The sequence below is a fragment of the Sediminicoccus rosea genome (assembly GCF_033547095.1).
Classification (GTDB): Bacteria; Pseudomonadota; Alphaproteobacteria; order Acetobacterales; family Acetobacteraceae; genus Roseococcus; species Roseococcus rosea.
This window is the reverse complement of sequence record NZ_CP137852.1, coordinates 2,988,604-3,014,285: the sequence shown is the minus strand read 5'-3', so window position 1 is coordinate 3,014,285 and position 25,682 is coordinate 2,988,604. Positions and strand designations below refer to the sequence as shown.

General features: G+C 70.9%; 26 protein-coding genes. 8 read left to right on the top strand and 18 right to left on the bottom strand.

Going from position 1 to position 25,682, the window contains the following annotated elements; translation table 11 throughout:
• Positions 1 to 10: 10 nt before the first annotated feature.
• From R9Z33_RS14580 to R9Z33_RS14560, 5 genes are all read right to left on the bottom strand, one after another.
• Positions 11 to 1,006, bottom strand: a complete 996-nt coding sequence (locus R9Z33_RS14580) for a zinc-dependent alcohol dehydrogenase (protein WP_318647308.1) — start codon at positions 1,004 to 1,006, stop codon at positions 11 to 13.
• On the bottom strand, positions 1,003 to 1,752 hold the full coding sequence (locus R9Z33_RS14575; protein WP_318647307.1) for a RibD family protein: 750 nt from the start codon (positions 1,750 to 1,752) through the stop codon (positions 1,003 to 1,005). The genes R9Z33_RS14580 and R9Z33_RS14575 overlap by 4 nt, the downstream gene beginning before the upstream one ends.
• A gap of 43 nt (positions 1,753 to 1,795) precedes the next feature.
• Entirely contained in the window at positions 1,796 to 2,197 is a 402-nt protein-coding gene (locus tag R9Z33_RS14570) for a hypothetical protein (protein WP_318647306.1), read from the bottom strand.
• Positions 2,194 to 2,517, bottom strand: coding sequence for a rod-binding protein (locus R9Z33_RS14565; RefSeq protein WP_318647305.1), 324 nt, complete (start codon positions 2,515 to 2,517; stop codon positions 2,194 to 2,196). Before R9Z33_RS14565 ends, R9Z33_RS14570 begins: the two co-directional genes overlap by 4 nt.
• A 79-nt stretch (positions 2,518 to 2,596) precedes the next feature.
• A complete protein-coding gene (locus R9Z33_RS14560) occupies positions 2,597 to 3,697 on the bottom strand; it encodes a flagellar basal body P-ring protein FlgI (protein ID WP_318651653.1) in 1,101 nt (366 codons plus the stop codon).
• A gap of 189 nt (positions 3,698 to 3,886) precedes the next feature.
• Here R9Z33_RS14560 and R9Z33_RS14555 point away from each other — a divergent pair, with 189 nt between their 5' ends.
• Together R9Z33_RS14555 and dksA are read left to right on the top strand one after the other, a co-directional pair.
• Positions 3,887 to 4,267, top strand: a complete 381-nt coding sequence (locus R9Z33_RS14555; protein WP_318647304.1) for a flagellar assembly protein FliX — start codon at positions 3,887 to 3,889, stop codon at positions 4,265 to 4,267.
• Positions 4,268 to 4,417: 150 nt separating this feature from the next.
• Positions 4,418 to 4,834 carry an RNA polymerase-binding protein DksA gene (gene dksA, locus R9Z33_RS14550; RefSeq protein ID WP_318647303.1) on the top strand — a complete coding sequence of 139 codons (417 nt, stop codon included), beginning with the start codon at positions 4,418 to 4,420 and terminating at the stop codon, positions 4,832 to 4,834.
• 13 nt (positions 4,835 to 4,847) lie between these two features.
• On the opposite strand, the gene R9Z33_RS14545 is transcribed toward dksA, so the two are convergent.
• The 3 genes from R9Z33_RS14545 to R9Z33_RS14535 all read right to left on the bottom strand — a co-directional run bounded on the left by R9Z33_RS14545 (position 4,848) and on the right by R9Z33_RS14535 (position 6,453).
• Positions 4,848 to 5,597 (bottom strand): SOS response-associated peptidase, encoded by a 750-nt coding sequence (locus R9Z33_RS14545; RefSeq protein ID WP_318647302.1) that lies wholly within the window; start codon positions 5,595 to 5,597, stop codon positions 4,848 to 4,850.
• Positions 5,598 to 5,606: 9 nt separating this feature from the next.
• Positions 5,607 to 5,879: a hypothetical protein gene (locus R9Z33_RS14540; RefSeq protein WP_318647301.1), complete on the bottom strand. Its 273-nt coding sequence runs from the start codon at positions 5,877 to 5,879 to the stop codon at positions 5,607 to 5,609.
• Between the two features lie 133 nt (positions 5,880 to 6,012).
• On the bottom strand, positions 6,013 to 6,453 hold the full coding sequence (locus R9Z33_RS14535; RefSeq protein ID WP_318647300.1) for a DUF3429 domain-containing protein: 441 nt from the start codon (positions 6,451 to 6,453) through the stop codon (positions 6,013 to 6,015).
• Between the two features lie 107 nt (positions 6,454 to 6,560).
• Between R9Z33_RS14535 and R9Z33_RS14530 the strand changes: the two genes are divergently transcribed.
• On the top strand, positions 6,561 to 7,880 hold the full coding sequence (locus R9Z33_RS14530; protein ID WP_318647299.1) for a hemolysin family protein: 1,320 nt from the start codon (positions 6,561 to 6,563) through the stop codon (positions 7,878 to 7,880).
• 41 nt (positions 7,881 to 7,921) lie between these two features.
• Here R9Z33_RS14530 and R9Z33_RS14525 read toward each other — a convergent pair whose 3' ends face one another.
• The 4 genes from R9Z33_RS14525 to R9Z33_RS14510 all read right to left on the bottom strand — a co-directional run bounded on the left by R9Z33_RS14525 (position 7,922) and on the right by R9Z33_RS14510 (position 13,089).
• Positions 7,922 to 8,872: a Bug family tripartite tricarboxylate transporter substrate binding protein gene (locus tag R9Z33_RS14525; protein WP_318647298.1), complete on the bottom strand. Its 951-nt coding sequence runs from the start codon at positions 8,870 to 8,872 to the stop codon at positions 7,922 to 7,924.
• A gap of 59 nt (positions 8,873 to 8,931) precedes the next feature.
• Entirely contained in the window at positions 8,932 to 10,071 is a 1,140-nt protein-coding gene (locus R9Z33_RS14520) for a mandelate racemase/muconate lactonizing enzyme family protein (RefSeq protein ID WP_318647297.1), read from the bottom strand.
• A 65-nt stretch (positions 10,072 to 10,136) separates the two neighbouring features.
• Positions 10,137 to 10,844 carry a MarC family protein gene (locus tag R9Z33_RS14515; RefSeq protein ID WP_318647296.1) on the bottom strand — a complete coding sequence of 236 codons (708 nt, stop codon included), beginning with the start codon at positions 10,842 to 10,844 and terminating at the stop codon, positions 10,137 to 10,139.
• Between the two features lie 16 nt (positions 10,845 to 10,860).
• The gene (locus tag R9Z33_RS14510; RefSeq protein WP_318647294.1) at positions 10,861 to 13,089 is read right to left on the bottom strand and encodes a fused MFS/spermidine synthase; all 2,229 of its coding nucleotides are present in this window, start codon (positions 13,087 to 13,089) and stop codon (positions 10,861 to 10,863) included.
• Between the two features lie 132 nt (positions 13,090 to 13,221).
• Here R9Z33_RS14510 and R9Z33_RS14505 point away from each other — a divergent pair, with 132 nt between their 5' ends.
• Both R9Z33_RS14505 and R9Z33_RS14500 read left to right on the top strand, forming a co-directional pair.
• The gene (locus tag R9Z33_RS14505) at positions 13,222 to 14,319 is read left to right on the top strand and encodes an alcohol dehydrogenase (protein ID WP_318647293.1); all 1,098 of its coding nucleotides are present in this window, start codon (positions 13,222 to 13,224) and stop codon (positions 14,317 to 14,319) included.
• Positions 14,316 to 15,266, top strand: coding sequence for a Bug family tripartite tricarboxylate transporter substrate binding protein (locus tag R9Z33_RS14500; RefSeq protein WP_318647292.1), 951 nt, complete (start codon positions 14,316 to 14,318; stop codon positions 15,264 to 15,266). The genes R9Z33_RS14505 and R9Z33_RS14500 overlap by 4 nt, the downstream gene beginning before the upstream one ends.
• 42 nt (positions 15,267 to 15,308) lie before the next feature.
• Here R9Z33_RS14500 and R9Z33_RS14495 read toward each other — a convergent pair whose 3' ends face one another.
• From R9Z33_RS14495 to R9Z33_RS14470, 6 genes are read right to left on the bottom strand one after another with little or no spacing between them, the layout of a single operon-like run.
• Positions 15,309 to 16,280: an alpha/beta hydrolase gene (locus R9Z33_RS14495; protein WP_318647291.1), complete on the bottom strand. Its 972-nt coding sequence runs from the start codon at positions 16,278 to 16,280 to the stop codon at positions 15,309 to 15,311.
• 23 nt (positions 16,281 to 16,303) lie between these two features.
• Entirely contained in the window at positions 16,304 to 17,392 is a 1,089-nt protein-coding gene (locus R9Z33_RS14490) for an enolase C-terminal domain-like protein (protein WP_318647290.1), read from the bottom strand.
• Positions 17,389 to 18,294, bottom strand: a complete 906-nt coding sequence (locus R9Z33_RS14485; RefSeq protein WP_318651652.1) for an SAM-dependent methyltransferase — start codon at positions 18,292 to 18,294, stop codon at positions 17,389 to 17,391. The genes R9Z33_RS14490 and R9Z33_RS14485 overlap by 4 nt, the downstream gene beginning before the upstream one ends.
• Positions 18,291 to 18,623, bottom strand: coding sequence for a DUF423 domain-containing protein (locus tag R9Z33_RS14480; RefSeq protein ID WP_318647289.1), 333 nt, complete (start codon positions 18,621 to 18,623; stop codon positions 18,291 to 18,293). Before R9Z33_RS14480 ends, R9Z33_RS14485 begins: the two co-directional genes overlap by 4 nt.
• A gap of 9 nt (positions 18,624 to 18,632) precedes the next feature.
• Positions 18,633 to 19,814 (bottom strand): O-antigen ligase family protein, encoded by a 1,182-nt coding sequence (locus tag R9Z33_RS14475; protein WP_318647288.1) that lies wholly within the window; start codon positions 19,812 to 19,814, stop codon positions 18,633 to 18,635.
• On the bottom strand, positions 19,811 to 21,205 hold the full coding sequence (locus R9Z33_RS14470) for an aspartate aminotransferase family protein (RefSeq protein WP_318647287.1): 1,395 nt from the start codon (positions 21,203 to 21,205) through the stop codon (positions 19,811 to 19,813). The genes R9Z33_RS14475 and R9Z33_RS14470 overlap by 4 nt, the downstream gene beginning before the upstream one ends.
• An 80-nt stretch (positions 21,206 to 21,285) precedes the next feature.
• Here R9Z33_RS14470 and R9Z33_RS14465 point away from each other — a divergent pair, with 80 nt between their 5' ends.
• From R9Z33_RS14465 to R9Z33_RS14455, 3 genes are read left to right on the top strand one after another with little or no spacing between them, the layout of a single operon-like run.
• The gene (locus tag R9Z33_RS14465; protein ID WP_318647286.1) at positions 21,286 to 23,574 is read left to right on the top strand and encodes a molybdopterin-dependent oxidoreductase; all 2,289 of its coding nucleotides are present in this window, start codon (positions 21,286 to 21,288) and stop codon (positions 23,572 to 23,574) included.
• Positions 23,571 to 24,992 (top strand): PhoX family protein, encoded by a 1,422-nt coding sequence (locus R9Z33_RS14460; protein WP_318647285.1) that lies wholly within the window; start codon positions 23,571 to 23,573, stop codon positions 24,990 to 24,992. Before R9Z33_RS14465 ends, R9Z33_RS14460 begins: the two co-directional genes overlap by 4 nt.
• Before the next feature lie 10 nt (positions 24,993 to 25,002).
• A complete protein-coding gene (locus R9Z33_RS14455) occupies positions 25,003 to 25,671 on the top strand; it encodes a maleate cis-trans isomerase family protein (RefSeq protein WP_318647284.1) in 669 nt (222 codons plus the stop codon).
• Positions 25,672 to 25,682 lie beyond the last annotated feature (11 nt).

Sequence of the window (25,682 nt, the reverse complement as noted above, 5' to 3'; positions counted from 1 at the left end):
CGGCGATCCTTCAGGTGTAGCGAATGACGGGGCAGAGCGGCTGCGGCGCGCCGGGCGGCGGGTCGAGCAGGGCAGGTAGGGCGGCGGGCAGATCTTCAAAGGGCACGAAGGGGCCGAGCAGCGCATCGAGCCGCGCATCCTCCAGCAGCGCCAAGGCCAGCGCCATCCGCTCGCCATGGCTGCGGCGGCCGCGCATGGCGGGGGAGACGCTGCCCACCTGCGTGGAGATCAGCTGCAGCCGCTTCTGGTGGAAGGCGGCGCCGAGCGGCAGCGCGGGCTCGGAATCGCCGAACCAGCTTGCCTCCAGGATGCGGCCTTCGAAGGCGGCGCAGTCGAGGGCGAGGCGCAGGCCGGCGGCGCTGGCGCTGGCGTGGATGATGAGTTCCTGGTCGCGCGGCGCGGCCTCGGGCGGGGCGAAATCGGCGCCGAAGCCGCGGGCCAGGGCGGCCTTGGCCGGGTCGCGATCCACCACCGTCACCGCGACACCGGGCAGGCGGGCCAACAGGAAGGCGCAGAGCAGGCCGACCACGCCCGCGCCGATCACCATCGCGCGTTCGCCCAGGCGGGGGGCCGCATCCCACATGACATTCAGCGCGGTTTCCATGTTGGCGCCGAGACAGGCGCGCGCATCGCTCACGCCATCGGGGACCAGCGCGCAGAAATGCACGGGGATGGTGAAGCGCGACTGGTGCGGATGCAGCGCGAAGACGCGGCGGCCCAGCCATTCCGTCGGCCCTTGCTCGACGCGGCCCACCGCCGCGTAGCCGTATTTCACCGGGAAGTTGAATTCGCCCTCCTGCATCGGGCAGCGCATCGCCGCGTGCTGGGAGGCCGGCACGCGGCCGTGATGCACCAGACGCTCGGTGCCGCGCGAAATGCCCGAGGCCAGCGCCTGCACCAGAAGCTCACCCGCGGCGGGGCCCGGCAGGCGCGCCGCGCGCAGCTCCGCAGCTCCGGGCGCAGTGTGCCAGAGCGCCTGGGCCATGCTCTCGCGCCGGTCACTCATGGCGCGGCCTCGCTCGGCGTGCGGCGGTCGAGGGCGATGTCGAAGAGCACATCGGGGGCGATGTCGTGGACGGTCCAGGTGAAGCGCATGCCCTGCTCGATGCGCCCCACTTCGGGCAAATCAAAGGCAGGCCGGCCGGAGCCCAGGATCATGGGCGCCACGGTCACATGCAGCCGGTCCAGCAGCCCGGCGCGCAGGAAACCCGAGACGGTCTGCCCGCCGCCCTCCACGAAGATCGTCCTGAGGCCCCGCGCGGTCAGGGCGTCCAGCAGGGCGGCGAGATCCAGGCCACCATCCGGCGCACGCGGCAGCAGCAAGGCCTCGGCCGTGCCATGGCGCGCGGGGCCGGGCTCGACCGTCGCCAGCAGCGTCGGCGGTCCCTCGCGGAACAGGCCGTAATCCGCCCCGAGCCGCCGTCCCGCATCAATCACCACCCGCACGGGCGAGGGGCCGGCGCAGAGCCGCGTGGTCAGCAGCGGGTCATCCGCCCGCACCGTGCCTGCACCCACGATCACCGCGTCGCACAGCGCACGCAGCCGGTGGGTGTGGCGCAGGTCCCCCGCGCCGCCGATCCATTTGCTGTTGCCCGAGCGCGTCGCGATCCGCCCGTCCAGCGTCTGCGCGAGACGGCCGATCACGAGGCCCCGCGCGGGCGGCGCCAGCAGCGGGCCGAAGAGCGCGGCAAGCGTGCTGGCCCGCCCTTCGCGCAGCGCGGTCCATTCGGGGTCGTCCTGAGCGGGCTCCATCGTCGCAGCGCATAGCGCAGCGCGCGCCCGCTGTCAGGCGGCCTCAGACCCGGGTGGCGAGCGCCATGGCGGCGGCCTGCACCGGCGGGCGGCTGCGCCCGGCGCGCCCATAGCCGGGGGCGGCCGCCAGCGGCCGGGCCGCGCCCGCGATGGTCTCGATCACGCGCGATTGCAGCGCGATCGCCGCCTCCAGCAGTTTCCGGTTCTCCTGCCCGAGGGTGGAGAGGTCGGCGGCCAGGGTTTCCGCCGCCGCGCGCAGCGGGCCCTCGGCCCGGGCCTGGGTGCGGCTCGCCGCCGCCGTCGCGGCGGCGAAGGCATCGGTCGCCTGCATCTTGCGGGTGGCGAGTGCGGCCGCGCGCGTCAGGTCGAGGGCGGCCAGCGCCTCGTTCTCGGCGCGCAGCGCCTCGGCCAGGCGCTCTCCGGCGGCGATGACGGCGTCCATCATGGGCGGGTCTCCTGTTCAGTGCTGGGGGTGGGATGGCGGGCCGCCTCCTGGAGGCGGAGCATGTGGCGCAGCACCATGTCCTGCAGGCCGATGCCCTGGCCCGAGCGCGCGGCATGGGTGGCGAAGGCCTCGACCAGCATGGGGCGCCATTGCGCCTCGGCCGCGCCGCCGCCGAAGGCGGATTTCGACGAATCCACCGTGTCGAAGGCGGGCTGCATGAGCTGTGCCAGCACCTGCGCCTCGAAGGCCTGGGCCGCCTGCCGCATGCGCGCGGGCGTCTGCGTGCCGCCGGAGGGCGGCAGGGAGGTGAGGGGGATCATCTATCGGACCTCCAATTCGGCCTGACCCGCGCGGCGGCGCCGCGGACGGCCAGGGCGCTTCAGGCAGTGCAGCCGCATCTCAACGCACCTCCAGCTCGGCCTGGAGCGCACCCGCGGCCTTGATGCTCTGCAGGATGGTGATCAGGTCGCGCGGGCCGACGCCCAGGCTGTTCAGCCCGCGCACCAGCTCGGCCAGTGTCACGCCGCCGCGCAGCACGCCCATGCGGCGCTCCGCCTGGTCATCCACCTCGATCTGCGTGCGCGGCACCACCACCGTCTCGCCCTGGCCGAGGGCATTGGGCTGGCTGACCTGCGGCGTCTCGGTGATGCGGATGGTGAGGTTGCCCTGCGCGATGGCGACGGTGGAGACGCGCACCTGCTCGCCCATCACGATGGTGCCGGAGGCCTCCTCGATGATGACGCGCGCCACCTGGTCGGGCGTGACCCGCAGCTGTTCGATCTGCGTGATGAAGTTCATCGGGTCGCGCCCGCCCAGCGTGAGCAGGACGGTGCGCGGGTCCACCGCGCGGGCCACGTTGCCACCGCGGCCATTGATGGCGGCGGCGATGCGCTGGGCCGTGGTGAAGTCGGGGTTGCGGAGAGCGAGGCGAATATGGTCCCGCCCGGCGAGGGTATACGGCACCGCGCGCTCGACGATGGCGCCCGAGGAGATGCGCGCGGAGGTCGGCACGCCGCGCGCGATGGAGGCGCCGGCGCCCCGCGCCGCGATCGCGCCCGTCGCCACCGCGCCCTGTGCCACGGCATAGACGGCGCCATCAGCCCCCAGCAGGGGCGTGACCAGCAGCGTGCCGCCCGTCAGGTTAGAGGCATCGCCGAGCGAGGAGACGGCAACGTCGATGCGGCTGCCCGGCTGCGCGAAGGCGGGCAGGTTCGCTGTCACCATCACCGCCGCGATGTTGCGCGTGTCCAGCCGCGCCTCGTTGTCGCGCGTGTTGACGCCGAGGCGCTCGAGCATGCCGACGAGGGATTGCCGCGTGAAGATCGCGGTGCGGAGGCGATCGCCCGTGCCGGGCAGGCCGACGACCAGGCCATAGCCGACCAGCTGGTTGTCGCGCACGCCCTCGACATCCGCGATGTCCTTGATGCGCACCGGCTGAGCGGCCGCGAGGGCCGGCCAGAGCAGCAGCCCAAGGCCGAGCAGAAGCCCCGGGATCTTCATCAGGCCGAAAGAAATTGCCACCACTTTCCCTGGCACTCCGCGCTGTTGCCGTAACGAGTTCGCCCTCACGCCACAGGGCAACCGGCATGCCAGCCCGGGGCGGCCCGGCGGTGGCAGGATCTGCCGGGCGAAGGCGGGGGCCGCCGGCCGGTCCCGGCAGAAAGCGCCGTGATGAGGAAAGGGTGAAGAATGTTGCCGCCGATCCGAGGACATCTCCCACAGAGCCAGCCGGCTGCGCCGCGCCGTGCCGCGCCGGGCCGCTTCCAGCTCCCCGCCGCCGCGGCCGAGGCGCAGCCGGCGGCTAGCCTCCAGGCCCCGGGAATCCTGGCGCTGCAGGCGGGCTGGAGCCCGGCCGACGCCGATGCCGCGGCCCAGCGCCGGGGTCAGGCGATCCTCAAGGAATTGGAGGGTCTGCAACTCACCCTGCTGGGGGGCGCAGCGGATCCGGCGCGCCTTTCCCGACTCGCGCTGCTGGCGGAGGGCGAGGCGGGTGCCGACCCCGTGCTGCGCGAAATCCTGGGCGAGATCTCGCTCCGCGCCCAGGTGGAACTCGCCCGCCAGGGCGCATGAAACCTGGGACAATCCGGTGAAATCGGTGGCCGGACATGCACTTGGCCCGATTAACCCCTTGGCGCGGCGATCGGCTTTCCCTATGGTCCGGACGCCTCGGGAATGCATCCGGCGTCGGGCCGGGCGCGCCACGAGGTGAGGTACAGGCTCATGGTCGTCACCCTGCCGTCCGATTATCGTCCATCAGAAGACGAAGAGTTCATGAATGCTTTGCAGCAGGAGTATTTTCGCCAGAAGTTGCTGCGCTGGCGCCACGAATTGCTCCGCGAGGCGGGTGCCACACTGAACTCCCTCTCCGCCGGGGGTATCACCGAAGCCGACCTGACCGACCGCGCCAGTGTCGAAACCGACCGGGCGCTGGAACTGCGCACTCGGGACCGCGCCCGCAAGCTCATCAGCAAGATCGATCAGGCGCTCGAGCGCATCGCCAATGGCACCTACGGCTATTGCGAGGAAACCTTCGAGCCGATCGGCCTGCGCCGCCTGGAAGCCCGCCCCATCGCCACCCTGTCCATCGAGGCGCAGGAGCGCCACGAGCGGATGGAGAAGGTGCACCGGGACGACTGAGCCGCCCGGCGTCTCAGGACGCCGGCCGGGCCAGCGCGAGGTCGCGCCCCCAATCGGGTGGTGCGTCCTGCATCTCCGGCCAAGCCTCGGCCGGAATCGGGGCCAATAGCCCCGCGTCATTTTCCGCGACGCGTCCCACCCGCGCCGCGACCGGCCAGAAGGCCAGTTTCTCATCTTCCAGCGGCCGGAGCAGCGCCATCAGCGCGGTGTCATCGGCCGTTCCCTCACCCAGCCAGGCCGGCCAGTCCTCCGGGTCGAGGATGGCGGGGATGCGCGGGTGCAGCCGCGCCTGCCGCCCGGCTGAGGCGCAGGTGATGATGCTGTAGGTCTTGAGCCAGCTTCCATCGGGCTGCTTCCAGCCTTCCCAGAGCCCCGCCGCCGCCATGGGCGCGCCGTTCCGCAGCGCAACGGCGAAGGGCTGCTTGGGCGTGGAATCCTGCGCCCATTCATAGAAGGCATCCATGGGCACGAGACAGCGGCGCCTGCGGAAGGCGTCACGGAAGCTGGGCTTTTCCAGCAGGGTCTCACCGCGCGCATTGATCATCCGTGCGCCCCCCGTCGCATCGCGCGACCAGTGCGGCACGAGGCCCCAGCGCAACACATCGAGGTGCCGCGTCCCGGTCAGCGGATTGTGGCGAAGGACGAGGCCGGGCTGCGTCGGCGCCATGTTCCAGCTGGCCGGATGGTTCGGCACGGGCGGCGCCGCGCCGAAATAGCGGACGAGGCCGGCCGGGTCGCGCTGGAGGACGTAGCGGCCGCACATGGCGGCGGTTCAGCGCGCGGTCTGCAGCCAGATGTCGGCCGTCTTCTCCAGGCGCTTCGCGGCTTCCTGGCTGCGGGCCACATCCTGCTGCGTGGCGGCGAGATTGGCGCGATACTGGTTCAGGCTCCCCTCCAGCCCCGAGACGGCGCCGCCCAGCGCCGCCAGATTTGTCCGGAACTCCGTGAAGGCGAGCTTCTGTTCGGCCAGTGCGTCATCCAGCCGGCGCAGGGCGGCGCGCAGGCGGTCTTCCGGCTTCTGGGGGAAGGCGAGGATCTCGGCCATCGGGGGTCTCCACGGTCCAGGTGTTAACAATTTTATAACACCGTCGCGATTTTAAGACAAGCTTTACTTTCACCGCCAGGACAGCCCTGGGTGATGGCGGAAACCCGCCCATCAATCCCTGGTTGCGTGGAACTCAGCCGGTAATCGGCGCCATCAGGCAAAGCGCCGCGCTGATCGAGAGCACCCAGCGCAGAACCAGATAATCCCCCGGCACCAGGCCGAGGCCGCGCGCCCATTGTTCCATGCCCGCCGTGCCCAGAATCGCCAGCGCCAGCAGGGGCAGCGCGAAGACGTCGGGCAGCAGCAATGCAACCCAGCCGAGCAGGGCGGGGATGACGCCCAGCAGCAGGCGCGCCGGACCATGGGCCGCTTCCTCAACCGGCGCGCGCAGGGCGAGGCCCCAATGCACGGCGCCCAGGAAGCTCAGGATGACGGCGCCATAGGCGATCAGCGCCCCCTCGGCGAAGCCCGACCAGGAATCGGGGGCGGCGAAGAAGGCCAGCGCGCAGCCGGCGAAGGGCAGGAGGCCAGCCAGGCCGAGCAGCCAGGCGGTGCGGCGAGTCGTCGTGTCCATGGGCCCAGAACTACCGCGCCCGGCCGGCGGCGCAAGTGAATCCTCCGCGCCGCCAATTTCCGGGCCGCCACTGACAGTGGGAGGCTTTCTGCCCTACATGCAGCCCCATGGGTGTCAGTCTCGAAATCATCTTCGTCCTCTTCCTCACGCTGCTCAACGGCGTCTTTGCCATGAGCGAGCTGGCGGTCGTCTCCTCCCGAAAGGGGCGGCTGCTCGCCATGGAGCGCCAGGGCAGCCGGGGTGCCGCCGCGGCCATCGCCCTGCAGGAGGACCCGCAGCGCTTCCTGCCCACCGTGCAGGTCGGCATCACGCTGGTCGGCATCCTGGCCGGCGTGTTCGGCGGCGCCGCCATCGCGGGGCCCTTCGGCGACTGGCTGGAGACCTGGCCCTTCATGGTGAACCTGGGCCATGAGCTGGCCTTCTTCCTGGTCGTCATGACCATCACCTACCTGAATCTGATCCTGGGCGAACTGGTTCCGAAGCAGCTGGCGCTGCGCAACCCCGAGCAGGTCGCCTCGGCGCTGGCCCTGCCGCTGACGGCGCTGGCGCGCTTCACCGCGCCCTTCATCTGGTTCCTCTCGCGCTCCTCCGCGCTGATCCTGCGGATCTTCGGGGCCTACACGCCGTCGGACCAGAGCGTGACGGAAGAGGAGGTGAAGGCCGTCGTCGCCGAGGGCGTGGAGGCCGGCGCCCTGGTGCATCACGAGCGGCAGATGATTGAGCGCGTCCTTCGCCTCGCCGACCGCCCGGTGCGCGCGCTGATGACGCCGCGCCCCGAGGTCGCCTGGCTCGACCGCAACGCAGCGCCCAACGAGATCGCGACCGCGTTGAAGGCCGAGCCGCTGACGCGCTTCGTCGTGGCCGATGGCCGCGTGGACAATGTGGTGGGCGTCGTCGCCGCGAAGGACCTGCTGGACCAGGTGCTGGAGGGCGGGCCGCTCGACATCGCCGCGGCGCTGCGCCAGCCCATCGTGATGCCCGACAGCCTCTCCGCGCTCGACGCACTGGAACGGCTGCGCACCGACAGCCTCGGCATGGCGCTGGTGCTCGACGAATATGGCAGCTTCGAGGGCGTGGTCACGGCCTCCGATCTGCTGGAGGCGATCGTGGGCGAGCTGGGCCCGGCGCCGGCCTCGGAGAAGCCCTCCGCCGTGCAGCGGCATGACGGCTCCTTCCTGCTGGATGGCATGATGGCGCTGGACGAGCTGCGCGACCGGCTGGATGCCTTCGAGCTGCCGCCGCAATCGGGCGCCTATCACACCGTGGGCGGGCTGATGCTCGCCCTGCTGCAGCGCATCCCGCGCGAGGGCGACCGCATCGCCCATGCCGGCTGGCGCTTCGAGATCGTGGACATGGATGGCCGCCGCGTAGACAAGGTGCTGGCGGTGCGCGAGGAAGCGGCGCCGGCCATCCCGGCGGAGGGCTGATGGACGCCCTTGGCGGCATTCCGCCAAGGGCGATCAGGCACCTATTCCGGCTTGATGTCGTGGTCGCGGATCACCCGCCCCCAGCGCTCGCGGTCCTGCGAGATCTGGCGGATCATGTCGGCCGGTGAGCCGCCGACGCGCAGCATCGCGTTCTCCTCGAAGCGGCGCTGCACCTCGGGCGCCATCATCGCGCGGTTCACCTCGGCATTGATGCGCTGGACCAGCGCCGGCGGCATGCCGCCCGGGCCCGCCACGCCGAACCAGTTGGGGATCACGAAGTCCGGCAGGCCGGTCTGCGACATCACCGGAAGCTGGGGCAGCAGCGGCGAGGCGCTGGCCGCGCCATAGGCGATGGGCCGCAAGCCGCCCGCGCGGATCTGCGCCAGATACTCCGGCATGTTGCCCCACATCACCTCGACGCGGCCCGCCACGATGTCGAGGATGGCGGGTGCGCCGCCGCGATAGCCCACCTGCTCCAGCCGCGTGTTGGTGAGCGACATGAAGAGCGCGCAGGAGAGCTGCTGGCTGGAGCCGGGGCCGACCGTGGCACAGCGCAGCGCGCCCGGCCGCTCCTGGGCCATGCGCCGCACATCCTGCCAGGTCTGGATGCCCGAGGCGGGCGAGGCGACGAGGATGTTGTAGACATTGGCGACATTCACGATGGGCGTGATGTCGCGGTCCGTGTCATAGGGCAGCCGCTGCATCTGCGGCAGCACCGCCATCATGCTCATCGAGACGAGCAGCAGCGTGTAGCCATCGGGCGCGCTGCGCGCGAGTTCCGCCGCGGCGATCGCGCCGCTCGCCCCCGTGCGGTTGTCCACCACCACGCGCCGGCCCATCTGTTGCGAGAGCTGTTCCGCCAGCACGCGGCCCAGCAGGTCGGACGTGCCGCCGGGCGCGAAGGCGTTGAGGAAGCGGATATCCCGCGTCGGATAGTCCTGCGCGGCCGCGGGTGCGGCCAGCGCGAGCAGAAGCAGCAGGATTCGCCGCATCATCATTCCTCCCTGAAGATACCCCCCGGTTGCTCCGGGATGGCTGTCCGGACAGCTTGTCAGGCCACGCGATATTTTTCCAGCACGGCGAGATCCACCTCGATGCCAAGGCCCGGCCCGTCCGGCACGCGGACGATGCCGTTCACCTGCACGATGGGTTCCTTCGCCAGGTGGTCGCGCAGCGGGTTCGGCGTCTGCTCAAATTCCAGCATGGGCGGCATGGGGCGGAAGGCGGGGGGCGTATCGGGCAGGGCGGCCAGGAACTGCACCGTGGCGGCGAGACCGATGGCCGAGCCCCAGGCATGCGGCACGCATTCCACGCCATGCGCGCTGGCAAGGGCGGCGATCTTCCGGCACTCGCTGATGCCGCCGGCCGCACAGGCATCGGGCTGCACGATGTCCATCGCCTTCTTCGCGATCACGTCGCGGAACCCCCAGCGGGTGAAGTCGTTCTCGCCGCCCGCGACAGCGAGGTCGAGCGCGCGCGAGACCTCGACATAGCCCTCGTGATCCTCGGGGCTGATCGGCTCCTCGAACCAGAGGAGGTCGAGCTTCTCCATCTCGCGGCCGAGCTTGATGGCCTGGGGCACGGTGAAGCAGTGGTTGGCATCCACGGCGAGCTGCACGCCATCGCCCAGCGCCTCGCGCACGGCGGCGATCCGGCGGATGTCGAGCTTGGGATCGCCCAGGCCGATCTTCATCTTCACCGCGCGGAAGCCCTGTTCCTTGTAGGCCAGCGCCTCCTCCACCGCCTCTTCCACCAGGCGGTTCATGTCGATGAAGTAGAGGCCCGTGGCGTAGGCCACGAGTTCCTTGCGATGCGCGCCGCCGATGAGCTTGTGGATTGGCTTGTTCACCGCGCGGCCCATCACGTCCCACAGCGCGATGTCGATGCCCGAGAGCGCGCAGATGGTCATGCCGGTCAGGCCGTAATCCTTGATCCGGTTGTAGAGGTCCTCCCAGATCACCTCCACGTCGAAGGGATCGCGGCCGATGACGCGGCTGCGATACTGCGTCTCGATGATGGTCTTGTTGACCATGGCCGGGCCGTAGCACTCGCCCCAGCCGGTCACGCCCTCATCGGTGCGGATCTCGACGAGACAGGAGGCGCGGGTGGTGTAGAGCCAGCCGCGCGCCGAGGTGAAGGGCTTCTCCACCTTGGATTGCACCACGTGGCAAATGACATCGGTGACCTTCATGCGGCCGTTTCCCCTGGGTGTTGTTGGGGGAAGGCTAGGAGGGCGCCCGAGGCGAGGCAAGGCGCTCAGAGGTTGAGGGTGAAGAGCCCCGTGGCCGAAAGCGCCTGCAGCATGATGAGCAGGCCCAGCGCTACCTGCGTCACGCCCAGCACGATCGCGAAGATCTGCAGCGCCGTCCCCGCATGCTTCAGGATGGTGTGCGCGGCCAGCATGGCGAGCCAGTTCAGCAGCAGGATCAGCCCGACCAGGCCCGCGATGACGAGCTGCGCCGCATGGTCGCCCTCCGCCAGGCTCACGAAGATGATGACGGCCGCGATGCCATAGGGCGTGACGATGGTCGGGAAGGCCAGCGGGTTGATGGCCAGCGCGAGGTCGGGCCGGGGCGCCTCGGCACGCGCGCCATCGGGCCGCTTGAACTGCTCGAGCAGCGTCTGTAGCGCCACGAGGAAGAGCACGAGCCCGCCGGTCAGCGCGAGGATGGGGATCGGGATATTGAAGTTGCGCAGCATCTGGTGGCCGATGCTGCCCGCCAGCACCAGCGCCGCGGCCGAGAAGAGGATGGCGCGCGTCGCGAGCTGGCGGCGGAAGGCTGGCTCCGTGCCGCGCGTCATCGCCACGAAGGGGCCCAGGATCTTCAGCGGCCCGATCATCAGGAAGAGCAGCGCGAAGATGCGCTGCGCCGGCACAGCATGGGTGAAGCTGGCCCCGGCATCCGGGGCGGCCGAGGCCGGCCCCGCCAGCAGCAGGCCGAGGAGCAGGAGGCGCCAGGTCATCACGCAGCCTCGCCCATCAGGGGCGCGGCCACCAGCTGTGCAGCTGCGCGTGGTTCAGGAAGAACTCGTCGCGCGGGAACATGTCGGTCAGCGGGGGTGCCACGCGGGGCGTCTCGGGCGTCCAGACCGTCACCTCGCCATCCACCAGCTTCGTGAGGTCCGCCGCGTCTGGATTGCCGCGCCGGGCGAAGGCCACGACCTCCGGCTGGCGGAGCGCCTCGAGCAGCGCCGCCTGGTCGAGCGGGATGGGCTGGTCGCTGCCGATCATCACATTCACCGGGCGCAGCAGCACGGCATGGGGGAAGGCGGCGGCGAAGGTATCCACCACGCGCCAGGTCGGCGCCCATTGCACATAGAGCCCGCCCGGCGCGAGGCGGCCGCGCACCTGCTCCAGGAATTCCGCGCTGTAGAGCAGGCCGGAATGCGAGGATTGCGGCCGGATGGCATCCGCCTCGATCACGTCATAGAGGCCCGTGCCGCGGGTCAGCGCGCGGCGGCCATCGCCATATTCCAGCCGCACGCGCGGGTCGGCCATCAGCGCGGCCACGCCGGATTGCGGCCGCTCGCGCGCGATCTCCTCCAGCGCGTCCAGCACGGGCTTGATCAGCTCGATCGCGCGGATCTCCCGCGTGGCGGGGTTCACCGTGGCGCCATAGGGCGTGCCGCCCGAGCCCACGCCGATGGCGAGCACGCGCTGCGGGTCGGGGTGGATCAGCGGGCCGAGCATGCCGAGCAGAATGTGCGTGTCGAGGAAGGGCACGAAGCCCTGGCCATGGCCCATGATGAAGAAGCGACCGGGCGCGCGGCCCTCGCCCTCGCCACGTTCTCGCCAGAAGGCGATGCCCGAGCGGTCCTCGCCCCAGGCGGATTCCACCTGCGGCGGCAGGCCATGCATGCGCGACCAGAATGCCTGGTTGCTCGGCACGGCGACGGCGATCAGCGCGGTGAGGCCGGCCAGCGCCAGCGTGGCTGGGCGGGATGCCTGCGCCTTCATCACCCAGAAGCCCAGCAGGGCCAGCGATAGGATGGCCAGCAGCAGCAGCGTGCCCATGGTGCCGAAGAGGTGGAAGGTCAGCAGCCCGGTCGCGATGGAGCCCGCCGCATTGCCCAGGATGTTGGCGAGCTGCACCCAGCCCACGCGGGCGCCGACGCTGGCGAGATCCTGCTGCACGGCGCGCTGCACGAAGGGGAAGGTCATGCCGATGATGAAGGAGGGCGGGGCGACCACCGCCACGATGATGGCGGTCGAGATGGCGATCTCGCGCGGGTTGAAGCGGTCGAAATCCACCGCCATCACGTCCTTCAGCGGCGACAGGCCCATCAGCCACCAGAGCAGGCCGAGCAGCGCCACGCCGAGGACGAAGCCCGCGCCCTGGGTCAGGAAGAAGGCGGGGCGGGGGTCCGGCATGTTGCGGACCATGCGGGCCGCGAGCGACATGCCGAGGCCATCGGCCAGCAGGAAGACGCCCAGCACGGTCGGGAACAGATAGGCATGATACTGCCCCACCTGGCCCAGCATGCGGACCCAGATGATCTCCAGCGCCACGATCACGTAGCCCGAGAGGAAGACCAGCAGGCACCACAGCGCGAGGCCGCCGAAGGGTTCGGCCGGGGCCGTGGCCTCCCGGGTGGGCGGCGGCGGCGCCTCGCGCGAGAGGCCGGGCAGCAGGGTGAGCGCGAGTGCCGCGGCGACCAGGTCGAGCCCTGCGGCAAAGATCAGGGCGGCCACGAAACCGAGGCTGCCCACGATGAACCAGCCGCCGATCAGGGCGCCGAGCCCCGCGCCCAGGGTGTTCAGGCTGTAGAGCGTGCCGATCCGCGTGGCCACGCTGGCGAGATCCGTCGCGACCGCCCGGGCCAGGAAGGGAAGGGAGGCACCCATCAGCGTGGTCGGAATGACGAGGCCAGCGAAGCAGAGCGCGAAGATCGCCGCCGGCTGCTCCACCGCGTCCGAGAGGCCGATCGCGATCAGGTCGTACAGGAAGAACTTGGAGAGCAGCGCGCAGACGGCCACGCCGGCCTCGCACAGCGCGAAGCCCAGCAGCGCCCGGTGCGGCGAGAGCCGGTCCGCCAGCTTCGCGCCGATGATGGAGCCAAGGCCGAGCCCCGCCAGGAAGGCACCCACCACCAGCGCGGCCGAAACGGTGTCGGACCCCGCGAAGACGCCCAGCATGCGCTGCCAGATGATCTGGCAGAGCAGGGCGGCGAAGCCCGAACAGAAGAAGGCGACCATCAGCCGTGTCATCGGCGGGCGAACTCCAGAAAACCATCCGCACCTGCCCGGGGCAGGCGGCGGCAATATGGCCGCTTCATGTCAGCCCCGCCATCCCGGGCCCGCCCCACGGGATGATTGACCGCGGGCCGGCGAGGGTTTCCCATGCGGGCAACGGAAAACACCGAGGGAGAGACGAAGATGCGCGCCTGGGCGATCACCGAGATGGGCCAGCCCTTGCAGGAGATCGAACTGCCCACCCCCGAGCCGCAGGGCGACGAGGTGCTGCTGGAAGTGACGCATGCTGGCGTCTGCCACTCCGACCTGCACATCTGGGAGGGCGAGTATGACCTCGGCACGCGGGGCAAGCTGCGCATGGCCGATCGCGGCCTGAAGCTGCCGCTGGCGCCGGGGCATGAGATCGTCGGCCGGGTGGTGAAATGGGGGCCGGGCGCCAAGGGGCAGGGTTTGAAGAAGGGGCAGATCCGCCTCGTTTTCCCCTGGGTCGGCTGCGGGCAATGCGCGCGTTGCAAGGCGGATGAGGAGAACCTCTGCGCGGTGAAGCCGCGCGCGCTCGGCGTGTACCAGAATGGCGGTTACGCCACCCATGTGCTGGCCACGCATTGGAAGCACCTGGTGCCGATTGACGGGCTCGACCCCGCACTGGCCGCGACCTATGCCTGCTCGGGCGTCACCGTCTATTCGGCGATCCGCAAGCTTGCTCCCATCGGCAAGACGGACCCGATCGTGATCATCGGGGCTGGCGGGCTCGGGCTGAACGCCATCGCGATCCTCAAGGCCATGGGCCACAAGCGCATCTGCGCGGTGGATGTGGACGAGGCGAAGCTCGCCGCCGCGCGTGAGCAGGGCGCCACCGAGACGGTGCTGGCCGGTGGCGACACGGCGCAGCATATCGTGCAGGCCTGCGGCGGGCCGGTGCTGGGCATCATTGACCTGGTGAACGGCAACAAGACCGCCATGGCCGCCTTCGACGCGCTGGCCAAGGGCGGCAAGCTGATCCAGGTGGGCCTTTTCGGCGGCGAGATGCGCGTGCCGCTGCCGCTCATGCCGATCAAGGCGCTGACCATCCAGGGCAGCTATGTGGGCAGCCTGAAGGAGCTGAAGGCGCTGGTGGCCCTGGCGCAGAAGGGCAAGGTGCCGGGCATTCCGATCACGCTCGAGAAGCGGGAGAACGCCAATGCCGCGCTGATGCGGCTGCGCGACGGCAAGGTGACCGGCCGCACGATTCTGGTCGCGTCGTGAAGCGCCGCGCCCTGCTCGCCGCGCCCGCGCTGCTGCCGGGCGCAGCCCTGGCCCAGGGGACGCAAGCCACGCGCCCGGTGACGATCACCGTGCCCTTCCCGCCGGGCGGCTCGACCGACGTCACCGCCCGGATCCTGGCCGAGCGAATGGCGGGCCCGCTCGGCCTGCCGGTGCAGGTGGAGAACCGGCCCGGCGCCGCCACGGTGATCGGCGCCGAATTCGTGGCGCGCTCGGCGGCTGATGGGCACACGGTGCTGATCGCCTCCGGCTCCACGCTGACGATCAACCCGCACATTGTCCGCAACATCCCCTACCGGGACACGGATTTCGCGCCGGTCACGCTGATCTCCACGCTGCCCTTCGCGATCGTGGCGCGCCCCGACGGGCCCGCGAGCCTGGAGGCGCTGATGGAGCGCGCCCGCGCCAATCCGGGCAGCATCACCTATGGCACCAACGGCCCGTCGAGCTTCAACAACATCGCGATGCTGCTGGTGAACGAGGCCTTTGGCGTCCGCATGCAGGATGTGACCTATCGCGGCGATGCCGCACAGGTGGCCGATTTCCTGGGCGGGCGGCTCGATCTCCTGATGGTGGGCGGCAGCACCGGCCTCGCGCAGCATCGCGCGGGGTCGGGGCGCATCCTGGCCTGGACCGGGGACCGGCGCATGCCCGGCAATGAGGAGGTGCCGCTGGTGGCGGATTTCCGCCCAGGCACGGTGGCGCAGACCTATTTCGCCCTGCTGGTCCCGGCCCGCACGCCAGCCGCCATGATCCAGCGCTTGAACGCCGCCGCGGTGCAGGCGATCCGCACCGATGATTTCCGCACGCGTCTGCTGGCCGAGGGCAGCTTCGCCATCGGCAGCAGCCCCGAGGAATGCGCGGCCTTCATGCGCGTGGAAGGCGAGCGCTGGGGTGCCCTGCTCCGGCGGATGAACATCACCGGGTAGGGGATGCCAGCGGCGGTCAGGTCATGACCCGGTGCGGGCTGGTCACGACCGGAACCGGGCCTTGAGCCAGGCGCCCGCCAGCTCCACCGCGCGATCGGCCGCGCCGACCCGGCCCAGCGCGCGCAGGAACCCATGCACCGTGCCGCGGAAGATCTCCGTCTCCAGTGGCACGCCCGCCGCGCGCAGCTTCTCCGCGAAGGCCAGGTTTTCGGCGCAGAGCACGTCCAGCTCCGCGATGTGCAGCAGCGTCGGCGGCAGCAGGGCGAGATTGCCGCGCATGGGCGAGGCGAAGGCCGAGGCGCGGGCAACGAGGTCCGGGCAATAGGCGTCCCAGTAGAAGCGCATCTTGGCGAGTGTCAGCCCGTAGCCATCGGCGAATTCCTCGTAGCTCGCCGTGTCCAGCCGGTGGTCGAAGACGCCGTAGTTCAGCAGCAGGCCGGCAAGCGGGATGGGCTCGGCCTGCTCAGCGTTGAGCAAGGCGAGGCCAGAAGCGAGGTTCGCACCCGCGCTGTCGCCGCCCAGGATGATGCGGCTGGGATCGAGGCCCAGTTCGGCGCCGCGCGTCGCCACATGGCGCAGCACGGCGTGGCATTCCTCGATGGCCTGGGGGAAGATGGCTTCCGGGCTCAGCGCGTAGTCGGGGCCGAGCACGGCGCAGCCGCTGGCCGCGGCGTAGCTCCGCATCAGCCGGTCATGGGTATCAATGCTGCCCCAGACCCAGCCGCCGCCATGCATGTAGATCAGCACCGGCAGGTTGGGGTCGTTGCTCGGGCGGTGGAAACGCACCTGCATGCGGCGGCCGCGGATGGGCAGCAGCAGGTCGCGGCTTTCGGCCATGACCGGTCCACCCTCGGAGAGAGGCACCTGCGGCCCGTCATTGATGCGGCGCGGCTCGTCGAAGGGCGCGCTGCGCGGCGGGTTGGGCAGCACGATGGGCGGGTAGCCCGCCATCTGCTGCGCCATATAGGCGGTGAAGGCCGCCATCTCGGGGTCCATGCGCGGGTCTTCGGCCATGGCTTTCGCTTCCTCTTGTTGGTTCAGGCGTCTGCGGCGTGATGCTTGAGCGCGGCTTCATCCCATTCCAGGCCCAGGCCAGGCCGGTCGGGCGGCAATGCGTTGCCATTCTCGACCCTCAGCGGCTCGCGCAGCAGGGCGCCGGCGATGTCGAGATGCTCCAGGTAATGCCTGAGCGGGCACACGCTGAGCAGATGCGCGCTCGCCTCGATGAAGATGTGCGACGAGAGCGGCACGCGATGTGCGGCGGCCAGCGCCATGCCGCGCAGGAAGCCCGTGGCGCCGCCCATCTTCATCACATCCGGCATGCAGAGGTCGGTCGCACGCGCCGCCAGGCTGCGCGCCATGCCCGTCACACCCCACCAGTTCTCGCCGCCCTGGACCGGCATCTCGAGCTGGCCGGCAAGCCAGGCCAGGCCCTCGTCATCCGTCACATGCAGCGGTTCCTCCATCCAGCGCACGCCCTCGGCCTGGAGGGCGAGGCCGCGCTTCAGCGCCTCCGGCCGGTCGAGGCCCTGGTTGTAGTCCACCAGGATCTCGACGGCGGGGCCCACAGCGTCGCGCAGGGCGCGCACCGTCTCGATGTCGCCAGCGACTGTTGGCGCACCCAGCTTGCACTTCACCGCGCGGAAGCCGTGTTCGGCCACGGCGCGACCGCCTTCCTCGGCCAGCATGGCCGGGCCCCAGCCGCGCAGGCTGCCATAGGCCGGGATGGGCGAGAGATCGCCGCCCCAGAGCCGCGCGAGGGGCAGCCCCACGCTCTTCGCCAGCGCATCCCACAGCGCCATGTCGAGCACGGAGATCGCCATCATCACGAGGCCTTCCGCGCCGAGCAGGCGGTTGGCGTTCAGCATCTCGTCCCAGAGCTTCTGCGGCGCCACCTCGCGCCCCACCAGCCCGGCGCCGAGGTTGCGCGCCAGCGCGGCCAGCGGGCCGAGGGCGGCCGGCGCATAGGCGAAGGCATAGGCGGTGCCGAGCGGCCCCTGTTCCGTCTGCACTTCGGCGATGACCAGCGGTGCGCGCGGAATGACGTTCAGGCTGTTGCGCAGCGGCGGATCAATGGGCGCATCCACGGCGCGGATGGTGATGGAGCGGATGGTGAGCGCGGTCATGGGGTCTCCTCCGCGAGCCGCACGAAGGTCAGCTCATGCTTGTTGTGGGCCGAATGGAACAGCCGCGCGCCGGGAATGGCCGCGAATTGCGCCGCCGCCGCATGGTCCGTCTCGCCCTGGAACTTCACCGAGCAGACCATGTTGCGCGCCACCTCCTGCCAGCGCGTCACCAGCGCGTAGAGCCGCGCCGGGTAGCAGATCACGTCGCTGAACAGCCAATCCACCGGCTCGGGCGCGAGGGCGAAGGCGCTCTCCTGCCGCCAGGTCACGTTGGGCATGGCCATGACGCGATCCTCCAGCGGGGCCTTGTCCACCGCCATGACGGTGGCGCCGAGCTGCGCCAGCGCCCAGCTCCAGCCACCCGGCGAGGCGCCGAGGTCGAGGCAGGTCTCGCCCGGGCCGGGGTGGCGGCCGATGCGCGTCAGCCCCTCCCAGAGCTTGAGATAGGCGCGCGACGGCGGGCCCTCGCGGTCCTCGACGAAGCGCGGCGCGCCGCCGGGGAAGGGCGAGGATTTGGTGGGCGAGGCGAGGATCGTCTCCTGCGTCAGCAGCGTCCAGCCGCCGAGATGCCCGGTGGGCGCGGGTTCGGGGAAGACGAGGGGCCGCGCCTTCACGGGAGGCAGCCGCTCCTCGATCAGGGCCGCGCGGCGATGGTGCAACGCGGGCACGAGGGACCAGTTGCGCTGGATGGCGCGCAGCCCATCAGCCGCGAGCTTCACCGAAGGGGCCGGGATCTCACGCGGGTCGTCCCAGATATCGAGCGCCCAGGCGGCCGGCGCCGGCGGGTCGGGCGAGAGGGCGAGGCGGCCATGCCAGGCGGTGACGCGCCGGCCGGAGAGCTCCAGCTCCTCGGCCAGCGGGCGTTCCAACCCCTCGTCGGCGAGATAGGCCGCGCGGATCATCGCCGCCACGCCAGCACGGCGAGCAGCAGCCACCCCCCGATCATCGTCATGCCGCCGATGGGCGCGACCGGCCCGAGCGAGACGCCCGTGAAGGCGCGCAGCAGCACCGCGCCGCTGAACAGCGTGAGGCCCAGAAGCAGGGTGGCCGCCACCGGCCCGCCGCGCGGCCAGAGGGCGAGGCCGATGAAGGCCGGCGCATGCCAGCCCAGCAGCATGGCGACGTTCTGCACCATGCTGCGCGAATCGAGGGCGACATGGGCGGCGATGGCGGCGAGACCCACGGCGAGGGCGCCAAGGAGCCCCGCCGCGCTGAACCAGAAGCGTTGCATGGCGTGAAGCTAGGCCGGCTTGCGCCCGCCCACCAGCGGTGCCGTCACCGCCGCCAGCAGCAGCCCCGCAACCCACCAATACTGCCAGACGCCATAGCTGAGCATGGCGATGACCAGCCCGGCGGCGAAGGCGCCGCAGGCGGCCGGGTTGCGGCAGGCGAGCGCGACCAGCGCCAGCAGCAGCGCCATCAGCGCGGCCCCCACCGCGCCCAGCTCCAGCCAGATCTGCAGGGGCAGGTTGTGCGGATGCAGCGGCAGCATCTGCTGATGGATGAACCAGTGATGCGCGTCATGCGCGGTCAGCCCGAAGGCGCTGCGCGTCTCCTGGCTGGTGCGCTCGGTGCCGCCCGGGATGGCGCGGCTGCTGTCCATGCCCCAGCCCAGAACAGGGCGCTCTGCGATACGTTCGGCCGTGAAGTCCCAGATCAGCAGGCGGTGCGCGGCGGAGAAGGGAACGCCGCTGACATCGCGGGGCAGGGCGGCGCCCAGCATCCAGGGCAGCGCCAGCACCAGCACCGCGACCAGGCCTGCGAGGCCAAGCCGCGTGGCGCGCGGCGCGATGCTGGCGGCGAGTCCCACCGCAAGGCCCGCGATGACGGCGAGCTTGGCGCTCTCGCCCGGCAGCAGCAGCGCCACCACGGCGCCGGAGACACCGAGCGCCACGCGCAGCCTGAGCGGCAGGCTGGGGGCGAAGACGGCAAGCGGCAGCAGCAGGGCGATCACCGACGCCGCGTTCTTCAGCCCGAAGGAGAGGGTCAGCGGCGCCTCGCGGATGCCGCGCACGGCCGCGCGCAGCATATGGCCCGAGAGGTCGTCGAACAGCGCCGCCGCGATACCGATCGCGAGCCCGATCGCTGCCGCGCGCGGGATGAGGGGCGTCAAGGGCACGCCGCGCAGCGCGTCCGCGGCCAGCACGGCCAGCGCCAGCGTGGCACCAAGGCGCAGCACGCCGTCCGCCACACGCCCAGGCTCGGGCGCCCAGAGGATGGAGACCGCCGCCCAGCCCAGCAACGCCATGGCGGGCCAGACCAGCATGGGCGGCACCGAGGGGCGCCAGCCCGCGCGCCAGCCTGCCAGGATCACGCCGCCAAAGGCCAGCAGCGTGATCGGGGCCAGCGTGCGGTTCTGCAGCACGATGATGAAGGGTGCGGCCGCCAGCGCCACCGCCAGCGGCCAGAGCCGGCTGCTCAAACCGCCGTGATGCTCTCGCGGCGCAGCTGCACCGTGAGGTCATCCAGCGCGCGGCCGAAGCGGTCCAGCATGTCGTTCACCTCTTCCGCCGTGATGATGAGCGGCGGCGAGAAGGCGATGCCGTCGCCCGGCAGGGCGCGCATGATCAGGCCATGGCCCTCGGCGATCTTCACGAGGCGCGGCCCGATCTTCACGGCGGGGTCGAAATTGGCGCGCGTTTCCTTGTTGGAGACGAATTCGACGGCGCCGATCATGCCGACGCCGCGGATCTCGCCCACCAGCGGGTGGTCGCTGAAGCGGCGGCGCAGCCCCTCCTGCATCACGGGCCCGACCTTCCGCACATGGCCCACCAAGTCCATCTCGTCATAGATCTTCAGCGTCTCGACCGCGACGGCGGCCGGCACCGGGTGGCCTGAGTAGGTGTAGCCATGGCCGAAAGTGCCCAGGCCCGCCGAGCCATCGGCCAGGCCCTGGAAGACGCGGTCATTCACCATCACGGCCGAGATCGGCAGGAAGCTGCTGCTCAGCGCCTTGGCGCAGGTCAGGATGTCGGGCTGCATGTTGAAGGTCTGGCTGCCCCAGTAGCTGCCGGTGCGCCCGAAGCCGCAGATCACCTCGTCGGCGACAAACAGCACGTCATGCCGGCGCAGCACCGCCTGGATCTTCTCGAAGTAGCCAGCCGGCGGAACGATGACGCCGCCGGCCCCCATGATCGGCTCGGCGAAGAAGGCGGCCACCGTCTCGGGGCCTTCCCGCACGATCATCTCCTCCAGCTCGTTCGCGAGGCGCGTGGTGAACTGGTCCTCGCTCTCACCCGGCAGCGCGCAGTGGTAGTAGTGCGGCGTGCCGGCATGAAGAATGCCCTGGATCGGCAGGTCGAAGAGCTTGTGGTTGTAGGGCAGGCCGGTGAGCGAGGCGGAGGCCACCGTCACGCCATGATAGCCCTTGATGCGGGCGATGATCTTCTTCTTCTCCGGCCGCCCGATGGCGTTGTTGAAGTACCAGATCATCTTCACGGCGGTGTCGTTCGCCTCGGAGCCCGAGTTGCAGAAGAACACCTTGCTCATCGGCACCGGCGCGCGCTCGATCAGCATCTCGGCGAGGTCGATCGCCGGCTCGTGGCTGCGGCCGGTGAAGGCGTGGTAGAAGGGTAGCTGGCGCATCTGCTTCAGCGCGGCCTGCACCAGGCGCTCATTGTCGAAGCCGAGCGAGGCGCACCAGAGGCCGGCCACCGTCTCGATATAGGCATTGCCCTGCTCGTCGAAGACGCGCACGCCCTCGCCGCGGGTGATGACCAGCGGCCCGTTCTTCTGGTGGGCGCGGGCATCCGTGTAGGGATGCAGGACGTTGGCGATGTCGCGGGCGGCGTTGGAATTGCGCGGCGGGGTCATGGAGGCATCCTTTGTGCTTCGCCGCAGTCTATCCCTCCCGGCGCTTCGCGGAAGGGGAGAAAGGGGGCAATATCCGTCTCATGACCGAGATCAAGCCGCATGCCGCCCATTGGGGCTTCTTCGACGCCGTGACGGAGGGCGGGCGCCTCGTTGCTGTGCGGCCCTTCGCGCGGGATCCGGTGCCGGCCTCTCTCATCGACTCCATGCCGGCCACGGTCCACAGCGCGGCCCGGGTGGACCAGCCCTATGTCCGCAAGGGCTGGCTGGAGGGCCGCCGCGCCGGCCATGCCCGCGGCGGCGATGCCTTCGTTCCGATGAGTTGGGACCGCGTGACGCGCCTGCTGGCCGAGGAGACCGCGCGCGTGCGGGCCGAGCATGGCGATGCCGCGATCTATGGCGGCTCCTATGGCTGGTCCTCGGCCGGCCGGTTCCATCACGCGAAGAGCCAGCTGCAGCGCTATCTCGGCCTGGGCGGCGGCTACACCACCTCGATCAACGCCTATTCCTACGCGACGGCGCAGGCGCTCATCCCGCATGTGGTCGGCACCAATGAGGTGGTGCTGGGCCGTATGACGGATTGGGCGGCCATCGCGCAGCATGCGAAGCTCATGCTCTGCTTCGGCGGGCTCGCCGCCAAGAACGGCTATGTCACCTCGGGCGGCGCCGCCATGACCTATGGGCCCAACATGCGCGCGGCCCGCGCGGCGGGGCTGCGCTTCGTCAACATCTCGCCCTATCGCGGCGACACCGAGGATGCCCTGGCGGCGGAATGGGTGCCGATCCGCCCCGGGACCGATGCGGCGATGATCCTGGCCATGGTCCAGCACATCGTGGCCCTCGGCCGTGAGGATCGCGCCTTCCTCGCCACGCATTGCGTCGGTTGGGACAAGCTGGCACCGACGCTGACCGACAGGACGCCCGAATGGGCCGAGGGCATCACCGGCGTGCCGGCCGCCACCATCCAGGCGCTCGCCGAACAATGCCTGGCACAGCCCACCATGCTCACCGCCGCCTGGTCGCTGCAGCGCGCCGACTACGGCGAGCAGCCCTATTGGGCGCTGATCGCGCTGGCCGCGGCACTCGGCAATGTCGGCAAGCCAGGACAGGGCGTGGCCTTCGGCTACGGCTCCTCCGGCGGCATCGGCAATCCGCGGCGGGAGATGCCCGGCATCTCGCTGCCCGCCACGCGCAACCCGGTCTCGCACTTCATCCCCGTCGGCCGCGTCACGGAACTGCTGGAACGGCCCGGCGGCACGCTGCACTACAATGGGCGAGACCTCACCCTGCCCGATATCCGCATGGTCTGGTGGGCCGGCGGCAACCCCTTCCATCACCACCAGGACCTCAACCGCCTGCTGCGCGCCTGGGCGAAGCCAGAGACCATCGTGGTGCAGGAGCCCTGGTGGACCGCGCTCGCCCGCCATGCCGACATCGTGCTGCCCGCCACCACCACGCTCGAGCGCAACGACATCGCCCATTCCTCGCGCGACCGCTTCGTGCGCGCCATGCACCAGGCGATCCCGCCGCAAGGCCTCGCGCGCCACGATCACGACATCCTGGCCGATCTCGCCGATGCGCAGGGCTTCCGTGCCCGCTTCACCGAGCAGCGGGATGAGGGCGCCTGGCTGCGCTTCCTCTACGACAAGTGGCGCACCGCCTGCGCCCGCCAGGGCTTCCAGGCACCCGATTTTGACAGCTTCTGGGCCGAGGGCCATGTCGAGATGCCGCCGATCGAGCCGCACGAGGCCTTCACCCAGTTCAGCGATTTCGCGGCCGACCCCGAGGCGAACCCGCTCGACACGCCCTCGGGCAAGGTGGAGCTCTTCTCCGAGACCATCGCGGGCTTCAACCGCCCCGATTGCCCGGGCCACCCGACCTGGCTCACGCCTCGCGAGTGGCTGGGCGCGGCGGCGGCGGATGAACTGCACCTGTTGAGCCAGCAGCCGCCGACGCGCCTGCACTCGCAGCTCGACCCCGGGCCCATCGCGGCGGCGGACAAGATCGAGGGCCGCGAGCCGATCCGCATGCACCCCGAGGATGCCGCCGTGCGCGGCCTGGCCGCCGGCCAGGTGGTGCGCGTCTTCAACGCGCGCGGCGCCTGCCTCGCGGGCGTGCGGCTTGATCCCAATCTGACGCGCGGCGTCGTCCTCCTCGCCACCGGCGCCTGGTTCGACCCGCTGGAGCCGGGCGTGCCTGGCAGCCTCTGCGTGCATGGCAACCCGAATGTGCTGACCGCGGATATCGGCACCTCCAGCCTCACCCAGGGCCCCTCGGCCCAATCCTGCCTGGTGCGCGTGGAGGCCTGGAGCGGGCCGCTGCCGCCCGTGCGTTCCTTCCATCCTCCGGTGATCGAGGAGATGCCCGCATGATCCACCGCCGAACACTCCTGGCCGCCCCTGCACTCCTCCCGGCGATCGCGTCCTTCGGGGCGGCGGCGCAGACCGCGCCCCTGGTGAAACAGGATGACACGGTCGGTGCCGGCCTGCGCCGCGGCGTGCTGATCCGTTGGGGGGACCGCGTGACCTTCGACGCGCCGCCCTTCGACCCGAACAATGTGGATGCCGAGGGCGCTTCCGCGCAGTTCGGCTGGGATGCGCGCATCGCGGCGCAGGTCGTCCCGCCCATGGCGGCCGATGGCGTGACGCGCTGCATCCTCGCCATCGCGCACCCAACGGTGGAGGCCGCCATGGCCTTCCCGGGCGGCGTGGACCGGCCGGCGGTGGCGGCGCAGATGCAGGGCGCCTCGCTGCTCAACCTCGAATTGCAGGCCGGGCGCTGGATCGTGGTGGATGGCGGCTTCCAGTCGCGCCGGCTGACGGCCTCCACCCTCTGCCGCGTCTCGGGCCCCTTGGCCGATCAGGTCGGTTCGTCCGTGCTCGGCGTGCTGGGCGTGAATGGCGGGGCGGCGACCCCCTGGGGCTCGCTGCTGCTGGCCGAAGGCGACCCAGCTCTCTGGTCCAGCCGCCTGGGCGGCCTGGATCGGCGCTTCCAGCGCGGCGAAGGCTTTGGCTGGCTCGTCGAGCTCGATCCGCTCGATCCGCAATCCATCCCGGAGAAGCGCACCGCCATCGGCCGCTTCGGCAAGGCGGATGCGGCGGCGGCGCAGGCGCGCGGCGGCCAGGCGGTGGTCTACGTGGCCGAGCGCGGGGCAGGGGGCTACCTCTTCCGCTTCGTCTCGGCCGGGCCGGCCAGCGGGCCGGATGCGCTGGACAGCGGCACGCTCAGCGTCGCCCAGTTGCAGAATGCCCGCATCACCTGGGTGCCGCTGCCCCAGGGGGCCGCGGCCAATCCGGTGGATGCGGCGCGCGCGGCTGGCGGCATGGCCTTCGATGCGCCCTCCAGCCTCTATTGGGACCCGCGCGGCAATCGGCTCCTCTTCTGCGGCGGCTTCGGCGTGCTGAGCTTCACCCCCGATGGCGGCGACCCAGCCGCCGCCGGCATGGCGGGCAACATGATCAACACCCAGGGCCTGGGCGCTGTGCAGACGGCCACGGCCGACGCGCGCGGGCGCCTGCTGATCGGCACCGACACCGGCGGGCCGGTGGGCACGCGGGCGCAGACGCTCTGGGCCGTGGACCCGGGCGGCAATGCCACCGCACTCTATGGCGCGGCGCGGGCGGCGGGCATCGGCAATGCGGTCGCATCGCCCGACGGCGGCACCATCTTCACCGTGGCACGCCGCCCAGGCGCCGAGCCGGGCGCCACCTTCAACCGTCCCTCCACCCGCTGGCCGGAATTCGAGCCCGGGATGCCGCCGCGCTCGGCGCTGCTTTCGCTCGGCCGATGATGCTGTGCCCATGCTCCTGAATGGCCCGAAGGTGCTGGGCACCATCACGCCCTCGGGCAACACGGTGGTGGAGGCGGTGACCCAGGCCTCGCTGCGCGATGTGCCGGGGGTGCTGCCCATCTTCGCGCGCATCCCGGTGCATGGGACGAGCGACCCCTTCCCGGACAGCTATGACCTGGAGGGCATGCTGCGCGCCGCCGAACTGCTGAGCCACGCCAAGCCCGGCGTGATCCTCTGGAATGGCAGCAAGGGCGGCGCCATCGGCCTGGAACATGACCGGGACCTCGCCCGGCGCATCACGGCGGCCACGGGGATTCCGGCCACCACTTCGTGCCTGGCGCTTGAGGCCGCATTGGCGGCACACGGGCCTGTGCGGATCGGCCTCGTCACGCCCTACAATGACGCCTACCAGGCGAAGCTCATCGCCGCCTTTGCCGCGCGCGGCTGGAACGTGACGGCCGAGGACCATCTGGGCCTCTCCGACAACCTCTCCTATGCGGCGACCCCGCGCGAGGTGATCGCGGCGCAGGCCGCGCGCGTGGCGCCGCATTGCGATGTGCTGCTCGGCTGGTGCACCAACTACCCGGTGCCGCTGATCGGCGAGGAATGCGCGGGCAAGCCGGTCTGGGATGCCACGCTGCTGGGCCTGCGCGCCGCCCTGAAGATGATCGACGCGTAATGCGGCATGAT